Source organism: Roseixanthobacter finlandensis, assembly GCF_043195105.2.
In the GTDB taxonomy this organism is placed as follows: domain Bacteria; phylum Pseudomonadota; class Alphaproteobacteria; order Rhizobiales; family Xanthobacteraceae; genus NCEH01.
Genome location: NZ_CM195536.1, coordinates 469,364 through 484,875 on the forward strand (window position 1 = coordinate 469,364; position 15,512 = coordinate 484,875).

Below are 15,512 nucleotides of genomic sequence, written 5' to 3' on the forward strand. Positions count from 1 at the left end.
ATGGCGCAGGCCGCATTGGATTTTTCCCGCATCGGCGTGGTCGGCGCGGGGGCCTGGGGCACGGCGCTCGCCAATGTGGCGGCGCGCGCCGGGCGGAGCGTGACGCTCTACGCGCGCAATGAAGAACAGGCGGCGGACATGGAGGCGCGGCGCGAGAATGTGCGCGGCCTGCCAGGTATTCCCCTGGAGCCGGGCGTGCGCGTGACCGCGCGGCGCGTGGATCTTGCCGCCTGCGATGCGCTGCTTCTGGTGGTGCCGGCGCAGGCGTTGCGGGCGGTGCTGGCGGAGCTCGGCCCGTCCATCGCGCCGGGAACGCCGCTCGTCTCCTGCGCCAAGGGCATCGAGCGCGGCACCGGCGCCTTCATGAGCGAGGTGATCACCACCACCTTGCCGCATGGCCGCGCGGCGGTGCTCTCCGGCCCGAGCTTCGCCCATGACGTGGCCGCCGGCCTGCCCACCGCCGTGACGCTGGCCGCCGCCGATGTGGGGTTGGCGCAGACGCTGGCGGATGCGCTGGGCGGTCCCACCTTCCGCCTTTATCATTCCACCGATGTTCGGGGCGTGGAGATCGGCGGGGCGGCCAAGAATGTGCTCGCCATCGCCGCCGGCATCGTCGCCGGGCGGCGGCTCGGCGCGAGCGCGGGCGCGGCGCTCACCGCGCGGGGGTTCGCCGAATTGCTGCGCTTCGGCCGTGCGTTCGGCGCGCAGGCGGAGACGCTGACCGGGCTCGCGGGCCTCGGCGACCTCATTCTCACCGCCTCCGGCCCGCAATCGCGCAATTTCGCCCTCGGCCTGGCGCTGGGCGAGGGGCGGGCGGGCGAAGGCAAGCTGGCGGAAGGCGCCTATACCGCCAGCGTGCTGGTGGAGATGGCGCGCGCGCAAGGCGTGGACATGCCCATCTGCGCGGCGGTCGATGCGGTGCTGGCGGGCCGGCTCACCATCGCCGGGGCGATCGATGCGCTGATGGCGCGCCCGCAACGCTCGGAGACCGGTCGGGGATAGGCTGGAATCGGCTTCAGGGGACAATCCTCATGCGTGGGCTGGTCCCGCGCATCCACGCGGCCCCGCCGTTCAACGCCCGCGCGATCGGCGCGCCGTGGAGGGCCGGGACACGCCCGGCCATGACGAAGTGAAAGACGGGGAAACGGGCGTGCACCTGCTTTCAGGTGCGCCCGCTCCGCCGGAGGCCGCTGGGATCAGAAGCCCTTCACCACCGTGTGGCGATGTTCCATCTGCGGGGCGGCCGCGAAATAGGGGCTCACCAGCGCGCGCCATTCCTTGAAGGCGGGCGATTCGCGGAAATGGACCATATGGTCGTCCACGCTGTCCCATTCCGCCACCAGGGTATAATGGGTCGGCGTCTCGACCGAGCGGTCGAGCCGCATGGCGCGGCAGCCGCGGGCGTTCTGGAACAGCGGCACGGCCTTGGTCACGCCGGCTTCGAAATCGGCTTCCTGGCCGGGCGTCACGGCGATGAGAACGGATTCGTAAACCATATTTTCCTCCCAAAAGGGAGGCGACGGTATCAGGCGGCAAGACGCGCACAACTGTCCGGCGTGGAAAAAATGCCTTCGGCCACACGCGGCGCGGGCGCGGCCTTCGGCCGGCTTGCCAATCGCCCCGCCCGCTCGCTAGAGCAGACGCTTGCGCATTCAGGCGTCTGGAGTTTCGCGATGGCCCACTGGCTCTACAAATCCGAGCCGTTCAAATGGTCGTGGGAGATGCAGGTGAAGGCCGGCGCCAAGGGCACCCATTGGGATGGCGTGCGCAACCATTCGGCCAAGCTGAACCTGCTCGCCATGAAGCTGGGCGACCAGGGATTCTTCTATCATTCCAACGAGGGCAAGGAGATCGTCGGCATCGTCGAGGTGATCCGCGAGGCCTATCCCGACCCCTCCGACCCCAGCGGCAAGTTCGTGATGGTGGACCTGAAGGCGGTGAAGCCGCTGAAGACCCCGGTGTCGCTCGCCGCCCTCAAGGGCGACCCGCGCTTTGCCGAAATGGCGCTGATCAAATTCTCGCGCCTGTCCGTGCAGCCGGTGACGGACGCGGAATGGGACATGGTGCTGGCGCTCGCGCAGGGCTGAGGCGCGACACCGGCATCGAGCGGGACGGGTTTTGCTTGTGGCGGGGCGCGCCTGCGGCCAAGGTCTCGGGTGTGACCGATCCCCTTTCCCCACCTGTCCCCCATCCGACCGCCACCGATCCCGCCGCCCACGATCCCGTCCGCTTCGTGCGGGCCGAGACGCGCTTGCGCCCCGTGCCCCTGGTGCCCGAACTTTCCCTCCATGTGGCCGACGAGGCGGTGCCGCTCTGGCAGCGCACCGAGGAAGAGCTGGGCGCCATGGGCCTGCCGCCGCCGTTCTGGGCCTTCGCCTGGGCGGGCGGGCAGGCGCTGGCGCGCCATGTGCTGGACCATCCCGATCTGGTGGCGGGCCGGCGGGTGCTGGATTTCGCCTCCGGCTCCGGCCTGGTCGGCCTTGCCGCCACAAGGGCGGGCGCGGCGCACGTGTCCTGCGCCGACATTGATGCCTATGCGCTCGCCGCCATCGCGCTGAATGCGCAGGCCAATGGCGTCGTGGTGGAGGTGCGCGGCACCGATCTGGTCGGCACGGACGAAGGGTGGGACACGGTGCTCGCCGGCGACATCTGCTACGAGCGCGACCTTGCGGAACGCGTGTTCGCCTGGCTGGTGACGCTCTCCCGGCGCGGCGCGCTGGTGCTGATCGGCGATCCCGGCCGCTCCTATCTGCCCAAGGCGGAGCTGGAGCAACTGGCGGAATATTCCGTGCCGGTGACGCGCGACCTGGAGGATATGGAGATCAAGCGCACCTGCGTGTGGCGGCCGCGCTGAGGGGAACCCGGCGCATCTTCTTCCGTTGCCTTCGAAGGCCGAAAGGAGACGCACCATGGACAGCCACGACATTTGGGAAGAAATGGCCGACCGCCATTCCTGCATGCTGATCGACCGCGACGGGTCCCGCCTGCGCGCCCGGCCCATGGCGCCGGTGGCGCGGGAAGAGGACCATGCCATCTGGTTCGTCACCGATTCCCGCGCCTCGAAGGACGAGGAGATCCGCGCCGACCCGCAGGTCTGCGTCGCTTTCGCCGATCCGGGCGATCATTTTTACCTGTCGGTCTCCGGGCCGGCCGAAATCGTGCGCGACCCGGCCAAGCTGAAGCAGATCTGGTCCAATGCCATGGAAGCCTATTTCCCCGGCGGGCCAGAGGATCCCAACGCCGTGCTGCTGCGCGTGCGGCCGGAACAGGCGGAATATTGGCAGGGCGATTCCACCCTCATGACCGGGGTGAAGATGGCCGCCGCCATCATCAAGGAAAAACGCGCCGATCTTGGGGAAAATGCCAAGCTGAGGCTCTGAGCCTCAGCGCTTCGGCCAGGAGGCCCGTGCCCCGCCGATGGCGAACACCAGCCAGCCGGCGATCATCAGCATGCCGCCGGTGGGCGCGGTGCCCCACAGCAATTTGACCTCCATCAAGGTCCTGAGCGCCAGATCGCCGGAAAACAGCAATGTGCCGAGGCCGATGGCCGAGGCGCCAACGAGAATGGCCGTGCGTCCGCGCTCCAGGTTCACGCAGAGTGCCGCCGCGCCCGCGAGCGTGACGGCGCCGAGCAGCAGGAACTGGGCGGCGGTGGCGAGCGACGCGCCGCCCGCCAGATGCGCCGCCACCGCGGAGGCCCCGACGCCGGCGGCGCCATAAAGGCCGGCGACACAGAGCAGGGAGCGAAGCCACAGTGTCATCAATGCCATCCGACTATCATATGGCTGGGTTATAGCGAGCCGCTGCCCCCGCCGCACTGCGCACTGCGCCGCAGGGACATGTCCTTACGCCTGATGTCCGTGGTGATATCGTTATCTAGAACCAAAGTATTCTTGGTCCAAAGTCTGCCTCGCCCCCGCCTTGTGAAGGGCCAAGCCGCTCACCATAATCGCGTCAAGCAATTACAAATCCGGCGCAGCGCGGCTCTGATGTGGCGCGCAAGATGCCAACGCACGAAGGGGAGGTCAGCACCATGTCCGACACTATTTATCAGGTTCCGGCCGAATGGCAGGGCCGCGCCTTCGTGGATGCCGCCGAATATGCGGCCATGTACAAGGCCTCCGTTTCCGATCCCGACGCCTTCTGGGCCGAGCACGGCAAGCGCATCCATTGGTTCGAGCCCTTCACCACGGTGAAGAACACCTCGTTCGTGCCCGGCGAGGTCTCGATCAAATGGTTCGAGGACGGCATCACCAATGTCGCCTATAATTGCGTGGACCGGCATCTGGCCGAGCGCGGCGATCAGGTCGCCATCATCTGGGAGGGCGACGACCCGTCCGAATCCCGCAACATCACCTATCGCGAACTCTCCGAGCAGGTGAACCGCTTCGCCAACGTCCTGCGCAATCGCGACGTGACCAAGGGCGACCGCGTCACCATCTACATGCCCATGATCCCCGAGGCCGCCTATGCCATGCTGGCGTGCGCGCGGCTCGGCGCGATCCATTCGGTGGTGTTCGGCGGCTTCTCCCCCGACAGCCTCGCGGGCCGCATCTCGGACTGTGAATCGCGCTGCGTCATCACCGCCGACGAGGGCCTGCGCGGCGGCCGCAAGGTGCCGCTGAAGGCCAATGTGGACGCGGCCATCGCCCGCGTCGAAGGCGGCGTGGACCATGTGATCGTGGTCAAGCGCACCGGCGGCAAGGTGGACATGGAGCCGGGCCGCGACGTCTGGTATCACGAGGCCGCCGACATGGTGACCGACGAATGCCCGGTGGAGCATGTGAACGCGGAAGACCCGCTGTTCATCCTCTATACTTCGGGCTCCACCGGCAAGCCCAAGGGCGTGCTGCACACCACCGGCGGCTATCTCGTCTATGCCTCCATGACGCACCAATATGTCTTCGATTATCACGAGGGCGACGTCTATTGGTGCACCGCCGATGTGGGCTGGGTGACCGGCCATTCCTATATCGTCTACGGCCCGCTGGCGAACGGCGCGACCACCTTGATGTTCGAGGGCGTGCCCAATTATCCCAGCAACTCCCGCTTCTGGGAGGTGATCGACAAGCACAAGGTGAACATCTTCTACACCGCCCCCACCGCCATCCGCGCCTTGATGCAGAGCGGCGAGGAGCCGGTGAAGAAGACGTCGCGCGCCTCCTTGCGCCTGCTGGGCTCGGTGGGAGAGCCGATCAATCCGGAAGCCTGGGAATGGTATCACCGCGTGGTGGGCGAGGGCCGCTGCCCGATCGTCGACACCTGGTGGCAGACCGAGACCGGCGGCATCCTCATCACCCCGCTGCCCGGCGCCACCGCGCTGAAGCCGGGTTCGGCCACCAATCCGTTCTTCGGCGTCCAGCCCCAGGTGGTGGATGCGGAAGGCCATGTGCTGGAGGGCGCCTGCGAGGGCAATCTCGTGATCGCCGATAGCTGGCCGGGGCAGATGCGCACGGTCTATGGCGATCACGAGCGCTTCGAGCAGACCTATTTCTCCACCTATCCCGGCAAATATTTCACCGGCGACGGCTGCCGCCGCGATGCCGACGGCTATTATTGGATCACCGGCCGCGTGGACGACGTCATCAACGTCTCCGGCCACCGCATGGGCACGGCGGAAGTGGAAAGCGCCCTCGTCGCCCATCCCAAGGTGTCCGAGGCGGCGGTGGTGGGCTTCCCGCACGATATCAAGGGCCAGGGCATCTATGCCTATGTCACCTTGATGGACGGCGAAGTGCCGAGCGAGGAATTGCGCAAGGAATTGGTGAATTGGGTGCGCCGCGAAATCGGCCCGATCGCCTCGCCGGATCTGATCCAGTTCGCGCCCGGCCTGCCGAAGACCCGCTCGGGCAAGATCATGCGCCGCATCCTGCGCAAGATCGCCGAGGACCAGTTCGAGAGCCTGGGCGACACCTCGACCCTCGCCGATCCCGGTGTGGTGGACGATCTGGTGCACAACCGCCAGAACAAGCGCACGGCGGCCTGATCCTTCCTCACCTGCGATTTGCGAAATGCCCGGGCTTGGCCCGGGCATTTTCGTTTGTGCCGGCGATTTGACGGGACGGGGTGTTTGCCCCGGCGGAAGCGTGTGCTACAGAGACTTGCGTGAAATTACATATTTCACACAAAATATAAGTTTTATGGAGAACCCCATGCTGACGCGCCGCGCGTTCTCGACCCTGAGCCTCGCCGCCTTGCTGGCGCCCGGCGTCGCCTTCGCCCAGCAGGCGCAGCCCGGGCCGAACTCGATCCTCAATGTCTCCTACGACATCGGCCGGGAATTGTTCACGGCGGAGAATGCCGAGTTCGTGCCGTTCTGGAAGCAGAAGACCGGGCAAGAGCTGACCGTCAACCAGAGCCACGCCGGCTCCTCGCGCCAGGCGCGCGCCATCCTGGAAGGGCTGGAAGCGGACGTGGTGACGTTCAACCAGGTGCTCGACGTGGAAGTGCTCGCCAAGGCCGGCTATGTGGCCAAGGACTGGCAGAAGAAATTCCCCAACAACGCCTCGCCCTATTATTCCTTCCCCGCCTTCCTGGTGCGCGACGGCAATCCGAAGAACATCAAGGATTGGAATGACCTCGTCCGCGACGACGTGAAGGTGATCTTCCCCAATCCCAAGACCTCCGGCAATGCGCGCTACACCTATCTGGCCGCCTATGCCTATGCGCTGGAGCAGAACAAGGGCGACACCGCCAAGGCGGACGCCTTCGTGAAGAAGCTGCTCTCCAATGTGCCGGTGTTCGACACCGGCGGACGCGGCGCCACCACCACCTTCGTGGAGCGCGAGACCGGCGACGTGCTGGTGACCTTCGAGGCCGAGACCCGCGCCATCGAGGGGCTCTATAAGGACAAGAAGCTGAAGACCATCGTGCCGTCCGTAAGCCTGCTGGCGGAATTCCCGGTGGCCGTGGTGGACAAGGTGGTGGACAAGCGCGGCTCGCGCCCCGCGGCCACCGCCTATCTCGAATTCCTCTATTCGCCCGCCGGCCAGACGGTGGCGGCGAAGGCGTTCCACCGTGTCGTCGACAAGAGCGTGGAAGCCCAGTTCAAGGACCAGTTCCCGCCGGTGCGGCTGGTGACGGTGGAAGACGTGTTCGGCGGCTGGGACAAGGCGAACGCCGAGCAATTCGTCTCCGGCGGCAAGCTGGACCAGGTGTTCGGCGCCCGCTGAGCCCCTTTTTCTGCGGTACATGCGAAGGGCCGCCCTATCCGGGGCGGCCCTTTTGCGTTGCGCCTGTTTGCGGGGGGGCGGCGCGACACGCGCTGTCGGATTCGCGCCGCCGATGGCGCGCCTGTGTCGCAATTCACCGCACACGGGCCGGCACGCCGCGCCGAACCATGCCCGCAAGTCGTTGCGAATGAGAGAATTTCCAAACGGGCGCCGGCGGCACGCTCCTTGAAAGGCGAAGGGATGTTCCGCACAGGGGTCCCAGCACCGCCATGACCGACACCGAAGTCGCGCCGACCGAAGCCCTTTCCCTCAGCGACGTGCCGCAGGTCTATCGCCGCCACGTCTTCGCCTGTTTCCAGCAGCGCCCGCCGGGACACCCGCGCGGCAGCTGCGCCAATTCCGGCGCCAAGCCGCTATGGGATCGCCTGGGCCAGAAGATCGAGGCGACGGGCCAGCGCGACATCGCCATGACCGCGTCCGGCTGCCTGAGCTTCTGTGCCGCCGGGCCGCTGATGGTGGTCTATCCCGAAGGGGTCTGGTACGCGCCCAAGAGCGTCGAGGATGTGGACGAGATCGTCGAGACCCATCTGGTGGGCGGCGCGCTGGTGGAGCGGCTGATCATCGTGCCGCGGGTCTGAACCCAAAAAGCCGGGCACCAAAAAAGCCGGGCGTGGCCCGACTTTCACTCCGCGACGGCGTCTGCGGCAAGGGCGATCAGGCGCTCGCCTTGTCCAGTTCGGCGAGGATCGCGTCGCCCATTTCCTCGGTGCCGATGATGGTGGCGCCGGGGGTGCGAATGTCGCTGGTGCGCTTGCCCGAGGCCAGCACCCCGGCGATCGCCGCTTCGATCTGGTCGGCCACCGGGCCGAGGCCGAACGAATAGCGCAGCGCCATGGCGAGCGAGCCGACCATGGCGATGGGATTGGCGATGCCGCGCCCGGCGATGTCCGGGGCCGAGCCGTGCACCGGCTCATAGAGCGCCGCGCGCTTGCCGGTGATCGGGTCCGCCGCGCCGAGCGAGGCCGAGGGCAGCATGCCCAGCGAGCCGGTGAGCATGGCGGCGATGTCGGAGAGCACGTCGCCGAACAGGTTGTCGGTGACGATCACGTCGAACTGCTTGGGCCAGCGCACCAATTGCATGGCCAGCGAATCCGCCAGCTGGTGCTCCAGCTCCACGTCGGCATAATCCTTGGCGTGCAAGGCGGTGATGGTCTCCTTCCAGAGCACGCCGGAGCGCATCACATTGTGCTTCTCGCAGGAGGTCACCTTGTTGCGGCGGGTGCGCGCCAGCTCGAACGCCACGCGGCCGATGCGGTCGATCTCATAGGTGTCATACACCTGGGTATCGATGGCGCGGCGCTGGCCGTTGCCGAGGTCGAGAATGGTCTTGGGCTCGCCGAAATAGACGCCGCCGGTCAATTCCCGCACGATCAGGATGTCGAGCCCTTCCACCACTTCGCGCTTGAGCGAGGAGGCGTCCGCCAGCGCGGGATAGCACAGGGCCGGGCGCAAATTGGCGAACAGGGCGAGATCCTTGCGCAGGCGCAGCAGGCCGGCTTCCGGGCGCGCCTCATAGGGCACATCAGCCCATTTCGGGCCGCCGACCGCGCCGAGCAGGATGGCGTCCGCCGCCTTGGCCTTTTCCATGGCGCCGTCGGAAATGGCGACGCCGTGCGCGTCATAGGCGCTGCCGCCCACCAAATCCTCTTCCACCGCGAAGGACACGAGGCCCTGGGCGTCGAGCCAGGAAATCAGGCGCTTCACCTGCGCCATGACTTCCGGGCCGATGCCGTCGCCGGGGAGAAGAAGAAGCTTGTGCGTGGCCATGAGACGTTCCTGTTATAAAAGAACCCCGGCACCTTTGGCATGGATGGAGGCGGTTCTGGTTGGCGCGGAGTGCTAATGCCTTCCGCCGTCCAAAACAAGCTTGGCGTTATGTTCTGGCCTATTGTCGACCTGTCCGCGTGGCGGTCCAGGCGCCGCCCACGATCAGCAGGCAGGCCAGCGCGAGGGGCCAGCGCGCGGTCGCAAACCCCGTCGCCACCAGCAGCAGCGTGGAGAGAACCGGCGCGGCATAGGAGGCGACGCCGAGGAGGCCCACGTCGCCGCGCTTCATGCCGATGTCCCAGGCATAAAAGGCGATGCCCACCGGGCCGATGCCGAGCGCGATCACCGCCGCCCATTGGATCGCCCCGGCCGGCCAGACGGTCTCTTCCCAGGCGAGGTGGCAGAGGCCCGCCAGAACTGCCGTGGCGAGGCAGAAGCCGGAGACCGCCTGCGTCGGCACATCGGCGAAGCGCGTCGCCGTCACCGAATAGATCGCCCAGATGAAGGCGCAGGCGAGCGCGGCGAGATAGCCCGGCAGGAAACGCGCCTCGAAGCGCGCCTCGAAGCCGGAAAACCCGCCCTTTCCCGCCAGCAGCACGATGGTGCCGGCAAGGCCGAGCAGGGCGCCGAGCACATGGGTCCGCTTCAGTCCGGCGCCCGGCAGCATCGCCGCGAGCAGAACGATCAGCAGTGGCCAGAGATAGGCGATCAGCCCGGCCTCGGCGGGCGGGGCGAGCTTGAGGGCGGAGAAATACATGAAATGATAGCCGAACAGCCCGCCCACCCCGTGCAGCCACGCCGCCGGCCGCTGGCGCAGGACGCGCAGGCCCGGTCCGCGCAGGGCGGCGATGAGGCCCACCAGTCCGCCGATGGCGAAGGTGAGCGCGGTGAGCAGGAACGGCGGCACCGCGCCCGTGGCGGCGGTGGAGAGCGCCAGCGTCGACCACAGGGCAATCGCGACGAGGCCGATGCGGGTCGCGCGGCGGGAAGGCGAGGGAGCGGGAGCGGGCGAGGGAGAGGGCGCGGTCGAGGAAAGGGGCGATGCGCGGTGCGAAAGCGGCGGTTCGGATTCATCCGCCGGAAACTTCGCCCGAAATGGCGGCGTCATCCGCCGCGAAGCCGCGGTGAAGCGGCCTTGATCCGATGTTCGTCTGCGCTAAGCCATTGTTTCACGTGAAACATTTTCGGAAAACAGGGGGCTCAGGGGAGCTTTCGGGGTCTTCGGCGGGCGACCGGGATCGGCCCGCCGAAGCGTGATTTACGCGTGAAAAGGCAAAGGCGGCAAGCGCTTTGCACCCCTCAGCAGATGTATTGCGCGCCGTTGGCGGTCAGCGTCGAGCCGGTGATGAAGCCGGCATCGTCGGCGGCCAGGAACACCACGCAGCGGGCGATATCCTCCGGCTCGCCCAAGCGGCCGACCGGGATGGTGGCGACGATCTTCTCCAACGCATCGGCGGGCACCGCGCGCACCATTTCGGTGGCGATATAGCCCGGCGCGATGGCATTGACGGTGACGCCGACCTTCGCGCCTTCCTGCGCCAGCGCCTTCACGAAGCCGATCTCTCCGGCCTTGGCGGCGGAATAATTGGTCTGGCCGAACTGGCCCTTCTGCCCGTTGATGGACGAGATGCAGATGACGCGGCCGAACTTGCGCGCGCGCATGCCCTCAATGACCTGGCGGGTCATGTTGAAGAGGCTGTTGAGATTGGTATTTATGACGGCGTTCCACTGCTCGAACGTCATGCGGTGCAACTGCCCGTCGCGGGTGATGCCGGCATTGTTCACCAGCACGTCCACCGGGCCGAGTTCGGCTTCCACCTTGGCGACGCCGGCCTTGCAGGCCTCGAAATCGGAGACGTCCCATTTGAAAGCCGGAATGCCGGTCTTGGCCGTGAAAGCCTCGGCTGCCGCATCATTGCCGGCATAATTGGCGGCCACCTGATAGCCCGCCGCCTTTAGGGCGATGGAGATCGCTTCGCCGATCCCGCGGGTTCCCCCAGTCACCAGTGCGACACGCGCCATGTTCGTCTCCCTCTTCATTCGTCTTCTGCCGAGGCCGCGTTGGTGCAGCCTTTCTCAAACCTGGCCACGCCGCCGACTGAGCCGCGCCGACCGTTCGCATATCGCCCCGCTTCGTTCGAGCCGTTCCGCCGCGTCTTGCTGCCGCGCCCGAAACCGGGATCGAATCGGTGCCCGCTTTCCTTACGCCGCCAACCGTGACCGATGAAAGGAAGAGGAGCCATACCCTTAGCGGGGATTGCTTCCGCTGCGTTTGATTCATCCCAAGCAAATTCGCTTCAGACGGGAATAATGCCGATCTGCAACGCGCCCGGCCGGATCATGATAACGAAAACGCCCGGACACGGGTCCGGGCGTCATCGCAATCAAGGGGCGGCCGGTGGTCTTTCGCCGGTCGCGGAGCGACGGGCTCAGTCGCGGGCGATGCACATGGCGATGCCCATGCCGCCACCGATGCACAGGGTGGCGAGGCCCTTCTTGGCGTCGCGCTTTTCCATCTCGTGCAGCAGGGTCACGAGGATGCGGGTGCCCGAGGCGCCGATGGGGTGGCCGATGGCGATGGCGCCACCGTTCACATTGACCTTGCTGGTGTCCCAGCCGAGTTCCTTGTTCACCGCGATGGCCTGGGCGGCGAACGCCTCATTGGCCTCGATCAGGTCGAGGTCGTCGACGGTCCAGCCGGCCTTTTCAAGCGCGGCCTTGGAGGCGGGAATGGGACCCGTGCCCATCACCTTGGGATCGACGCCGGCCTGGGCCCAGGAAACGATGCGGGCGAGCGGCTTCTTGCCCTCGGCGGCGGCGCGGGCGGCGCTCATGAGCACCACGGCGGCGGCGCCGTCATTGATGCCCGAGGCGTTGCCGGCGGTGACCGTGCCGTCTTTCTCGAACGCCGGCTTCAGTTTCGCCATGGCGTCCAGGGTGGCGCCGTGGCGGGGATATTCGTCGGTGTCCACCACCACGTCGCCCTTGCGGGTGGAGATGGTGACCGGGACGATCTCCTCCTTGAAGCGGCCGGCCTTCTGGGCGGCTTCCGCCTTGTTTTGGGAGGCGACCGCGAAGGTGTCCTGGTCGACGCGGGTGATCTGGTACTGGCGCGCCACGTTCTCGGCGGTGTTGCCCATGTGGTAGCCGTTGAAGGCGTCCCACAGGCCGTCCTTGATCATGGTGTCGGTAAAGGCGAGATCGCCCATGCGGGTGCCGTTGCGCACGTGCGCGGCATGGTTCGACAGGCTCATGGATTCCTGGCCGCCGGCTACCACGATGTCGCTGTCGCCGGTCTGGATGGCCTGGAAGCCCAGCGCCACCGAGCGCAGGCCCGAACCGCAGACCTGGTTGATCTCCCAGGCCGGGCTTTCAATCGGCACGCCGGCGGCGATGGAAGCCTGGCGCGCGGGGTTCTGGCCCTGCGCCGCGGTCAGGACCTGGCCGAGGATCACTTCGCTGACCTGGGCGGAGGGGACGCCGGCGCGTTCCAGGGCGGCCTTGATGACGATGGCGCCCAATTGATGGGCAGGCAGGGTGCTGAGCGCACCGTTGAACGAGCCGACCGGGGTGCGGGCGGCTCCGACGATGACGACGTCGTCTGGCATGATGGTCTCCTGCGGGCGGGCGGCTTTTGCGCCGCACTCGGATGCCGCGCATCGTGGTTTCGCGCGCCCGCCCGTGTCAATGACCCATGTCGTCGTACGGCACTGCGCAAATACGAAACAGGCCTAAATGTTGCGCACTATTTGCGCAGCAAATTCGACGCCCGCGCTGCACAAAAGGGTGGCACAACCCTCGGAAACGACTTAACCTCATGGCAGTTGAGGAAACGGATGACCGGACAATGGCCAAGACGCAAGAGCCAGTCACCATCAAGAAATACGCCAATCGCCGTTTGTATAATACGGGCACCAGCACGTATGTGACGCTCGAAGACCTCGCCACCATGGTGAAGGAAGGCGAGGATTTCGTCGTATACGATGCGAAAAATGGGGACGACATCACCCATTCGGTGCTGACGCAGATCATCTTCGAGCAGGAAAACAAGGGGCAGAATCTTTTGCCCATCGCATTCCTGCGCCAGATCATCCGCTTCTACGGCGACAGCATGCAGATGATGGTGCCGCGCTACCTGGAGATGTCGATCGACAGCTTCACGAAGGAACAAGGCAAGTTTCGCGACCAGTACGCGAAGACGTTGACCAATTCGCCGCTCACCGGCTCGCCTTTGCCGGGCACGCCGTTTGGCGGGTTTGATGAGCATGTGCGGCGGAACATGGAAATGTTCGAGCGCGCCTTCAATATCTTCCTGCCCTTCCCGAAGGGGGAGGCCGGCGAGCCGCCGGCGCCCGCCGCTCCGGCCGCGCCCGAGACCGCCGCGGACGATCTGGAAGCCTTAAAGCGGCAGATGCTGGACATGCAGCAGAAACTGGAAAAGCTGGTTTCCAAGCCGGATACGTCCGGCAATTCCTGAACCCCAGAGCCGGCATGGCCGCAGGGCCGTGCCGCCCTTGACACTGACGGGATCGCGCCCCCGCACGAGCGATCCCGTCCCGCGAGGACCGGACGCATTCGCGTCCTTCGGGGCAGCCGAACCCTGTCCCGTCCACCTGCATCGCCGGATATGCGTCGCAATTGCAGGTGATGTCGGGAGTGGCGAGGCGCCGCCGGTTCACCTCTGCTGCTTCCGCCGTACCCTCACCAGAAGGTCGCGTCACCAGAAGGTCGAGACGACCATCGGTTTCGCCAGGCCCGTGAGCGCGCCTTGGATGAGGTCGCAGCCGGCGGCGGTGAGCATCGCAGCCGTATCCTCATCCTGAACCCATTCCGCCACGGTTGTGATGCCCAGCTGGCGCGCGAGCTGGATCAGGGCTTCGACGAATGCCCGGTCGTCCGCGGATTGCGCCATGTGCATGATGAAACTGCCGTCGATCTTCACCATGTCGACGCCGAGACTGCGCAGGTTTCGGAACGAGGTCGAACCGGCGCCGAAATCGTCGATGGCGACCTTCGCTCCGGTCGAGCGTGCCAGTTCCACGAAGGTGCGGGCGGCATTGAGATCGTGGACCGCGACCGATTCCGTCAGCTCCAGCACCAGCCGGGCGCCGATGGCGGGCGTCACCTCGGTTGCGAACAGGCGCATCCATTCCCGATCTGCAATGGAGGAGGGCGACACATTCACTGACAGGTGCAGGTCGGGTGCCTCGCGCATGGCAGCCGCCACCAGCCGCAGCACGCGCCGGTCGAGCACGCCCATCAGGCCCAGCGCCTCGGCGGTCGCGATGATGCTGCCGGTCTCGTGGGGATTGTCGTTGGGGCCGGGCGAGATGCGCGCCAGGGCCTCGTAGAACACCACCGCGCGCGACTGCGCATTGGCCACCGGTTGCAGGGCGATGGTCACGCGCTTCTCGTTCAGCGCCTTGACGATGTCCTCGGCGATTTTCAGATTGGTCCGTCGGCGTCCGTCGCGGACCGCGTCGCGCTCATAGATGTGGACCGAGCCGCGCTCGCGCTTCTTGGCGCGTTCGTGCGCCTCCTGTGCCCGCGCCACCATATGCGCGCCGGTTATGGCGCGTAGCGGCGCCACGGCCGCGCCGATGGTGACGCTGACGGGTATGGGTCCGGCGCTGGTATCGATGGGCGTATCACGCACATGCGCGATCAGGGCCTCGCAGAGGTCCAGGAGCGTCTGCGGATCGATGCCGCGCGCGAGCAGGGCGAACTTGTTGCCGGAGAAGCGCGCGAGCACATCCGATCCGCGCACCCGCGTGCGCAGCCGCGCAGCCACCTGGCCGATGGTCTGGTCCGCAATCTCGAAGCCGAAGCTGTCGTTCATGCGGCCGAGATAATCGATGCCGATCAGGATCAGCGCCCAATTTGTGTGGGTGGCCTCAACCGCCTTGATATGATCGGCAAGGATATCCATCAGGCGGCTGCGGGTCACCAGTCCGGTCAGCGGGTCGATATGGCCCCCGTGCAGGGCATGAGTGCTCTTGGGCACCTCGCCGATGACGTGGAGCGTGCCGAGCGCGTGGCTCGCCCGTCCGTCCGGCCCGCCGAACCAGCGGCCATTGTCCACCACCCAGATCAGCCGTCCGTCCGGACCGGAGCCAAGCTGGAGCTGATAGGAGGAATCATAAGGCGCTCCGTCTCCAACTTCGCGGAACGGCGCGTGCAGCAGGGACTTGCGGCCCGTGGCGGCACCTGCGGCGGCGCGGCAGTATTCGTCGAACACGCGGCCGGTGGAAAACAGTCGTACGGCTTCGTCACCAAGAATTTTGGTTGCGTTATCGCTCCAGAGTATCTCGTCGGTTGCAATATCCCAGCGATAGCCAACGCATTCGAGGGCACTCATGAAATCAATGATATCGGAAGGTGCGGGTCCCAGGCCGACGGAACCATTCTCCCCATTGCAGGACGTCCCGGCGTCGTCGATTTGTCCTGCCACGGTTGCCCACCTCTGCCTGGCCGAACCCTCAAGGGTTGCTCTGCTCAGGTCAACCCCGCGAT

General features: G+C 66.4%; 15 protein-coding genes. 8 read left to right on the plus strand and 7 right to left on the minus strand.

What is annotated here, in order from left to right:
* Nucleotides 1–1,002 carry an NAD(P)H-dependent glycerol-3-phosphate dehydrogenase gene (locus V5G24_RS02280; protein WP_394079146.1) on the plus strand — a complete coding sequence of 334 codons (1,002 nt, stop codon included), beginning with the start codon at nucleotides 1–3 and terminating at the stop codon, nucleotides 1,000–1,002.
* A 194-nt stretch (nucleotides 1,003–1,196) separates the two neighbouring features.
* On the opposite strand, the gene V5G24_RS02285 is transcribed toward V5G24_RS02280, so the two are convergent.
* On the minus strand, nucleotides 1,197–1,496 hold the full coding sequence (locus V5G24_RS02285) for an antibiotic biosynthesis monooxygenase family protein (protein WP_394079148.1): 300 nt from the start codon (nucleotides 1,494–1,496) through the stop codon (nucleotides 1,197–1,199).
* A gap of 177 nt (nucleotides 1,497–1,673) precedes the next feature.
* Here V5G24_RS02285 and V5G24_RS02290 point away from each other — a divergent pair, with 177 nt between their 5' ends.
* The 3 genes from V5G24_RS02290 to V5G24_RS02300 all read left to right on the plus strand — a co-directional run bounded on the left by V5G24_RS02290 (nucleotide 1,674) and on the right by V5G24_RS02300 (nucleotide 3,380).
* Nucleotides 1,674–2,087 carry an EVE domain-containing protein gene (locus tag V5G24_RS02290; protein WP_394079150.1) on the plus strand — a complete coding sequence of 138 codons (414 nt, stop codon included), beginning with the start codon at nucleotides 1,674–1,676 and terminating at the stop codon, nucleotides 2,085–2,087.
* Nucleotides 2,088–2,158: 71 nt separating this feature from the next.
* Nucleotides 2,159–2,854 (plus strand): class I SAM-dependent methyltransferase, encoded by a 696-nt coding sequence (locus V5G24_RS02295; protein WP_394079152.1) that lies wholly within the window; start codon nucleotides 2,159–2,161, stop codon nucleotides 2,852–2,854.
* 55 nt (nucleotides 2,855–2,909) lie between these two features.
* A complete protein-coding gene (locus tag V5G24_RS02300; RefSeq protein ID WP_394079154.1) occupies nucleotides 2,910–3,380 on the plus strand; it encodes a pyridoxamine 5'-phosphate oxidase family protein in 471 nt (156 codons plus the stop codon).
* A 3-nt stretch (nucleotides 3,381–3,383) separates the two neighbouring features.
* Here the strand turns inward: V5G24_RS02300 and V5G24_RS02305 are convergent, their stop codons facing one another.
* Nucleotides 3,384–3,761, minus strand: coding sequence for a DUF423 domain-containing protein (locus tag V5G24_RS02305; protein ID WP_394079156.1), 378 nt, complete (start codon nucleotides 3,759–3,761; stop codon nucleotides 3,384–3,386).
* 272 nt (nucleotides 3,762–4,033) lie between these two features.
* Between V5G24_RS02305 and acs the strand changes: the two genes are divergently transcribed.
* The 3 genes from acs (at nucleotide 4,034) to V5G24_RS02320 (ending at nucleotide 7,810) form a co-directional block, all read left to right on the plus strand.
* Nucleotides 4,034–5,986, plus strand: a complete 1,953-nt coding sequence (gene acs, locus V5G24_RS02310; RefSeq protein ID WP_394079158.1) for an acetate--CoA ligase — start codon at nucleotides 4,034–4,036, stop codon at nucleotides 5,984–5,986.
* A 166-nt stretch (nucleotides 5,987–6,152) separates the two neighbouring features.
* Entirely contained in the window at nucleotides 6,153–7,172 is a 1,020-nt protein-coding gene (locus V5G24_RS02315) for a sulfate ABC transporter substrate-binding protein (RefSeq protein WP_394079160.1), read from the plus strand.
* 269 nt (nucleotides 7,173–7,441) lie between these two features.
* The gene (locus tag V5G24_RS02320; RefSeq protein WP_394079162.1) at nucleotides 7,442–7,810 is read left to right on the plus strand and encodes a (2Fe-2S) ferredoxin domain-containing protein; all 369 of its coding nucleotides are present in this window, start codon (nucleotides 7,442–7,444) and stop codon (nucleotides 7,808–7,810) included.
* Between the two features lie 76 nt (nucleotides 7,811–7,886).
* Here the strand turns inward: V5G24_RS02320 and leuB are convergent, their stop codons facing one another.
* The 4 genes from leuB to V5G24_RS02340 form a co-directional block, all read right to left on the minus strand.
* Entirely contained in the window at nucleotides 7,887–8,999 is a 1,113-nt protein-coding gene (gene leuB / locus V5G24_RS02325) for a 3-isopropylmalate dehydrogenase (RefSeq protein ID WP_394079164.1), read from the minus strand.
* 118 nt (nucleotides 9,000–9,117) lie between these two features.
* Nucleotides 9,118–10,107 carry an aromatic amino acid exporter YddG gene (yddG, locus tag V5G24_RS02330; protein WP_394079166.1) on the minus strand — a complete coding sequence of 330 codons (990 nt, stop codon included), beginning with the start codon at nucleotides 10,105–10,107 and terminating at the stop codon, nucleotides 9,118–9,120.
* Nucleotides 10,108–10,298: 191 nt separating this feature from the next.
* On the minus strand, nucleotides 10,299–11,021 hold the full coding sequence (gene phbB / locus V5G24_RS02335; protein WP_394079168.1) for an acetoacetyl-CoA reductase: 723 nt from the start codon (nucleotides 11,019–11,021) through the stop codon (nucleotides 10,299–10,301).
* Between the two features lie 407 nt (nucleotides 11,022–11,428).
* Nucleotides 11,429–12,607: an acetyl-CoA C-acetyltransferase gene (locus V5G24_RS02340; RefSeq protein ID WP_394079170.1), complete on the minus strand. Its 1,179-nt coding sequence runs from the start codon at nucleotides 12,605–12,607 to the stop codon at nucleotides 11,429–11,431.
* A 239-nt stretch (nucleotides 12,608–12,846) separates the two neighbouring features.
* Between V5G24_RS02340 and phaR the strand changes: the two genes are divergently transcribed.
* Entirely contained in the window at nucleotides 12,847–13,476 is a 630-nt protein-coding gene (gene phaR / locus V5G24_RS02345) for a polyhydroxyalkanoate synthesis repressor PhaR (protein WP_394079172.1), read from the plus strand.
* A 240-nt stretch (nucleotides 13,477–13,716) separates the two neighbouring features.
* On the opposite strand, the gene V5G24_RS02350 is transcribed toward phaR, so the two are convergent.
* The gene (locus V5G24_RS02350) at nucleotides 13,717–15,357 is read right to left on the minus strand and encodes an EAL domain-containing protein (protein ID WP_394079174.1); all 1,641 of its coding nucleotides are present in this window, start codon (nucleotides 15,355–15,357) and stop codon (nucleotides 13,717–13,719) included.
* Nucleotides 15,358–15,512: the final 155 nt, after the last annotated feature.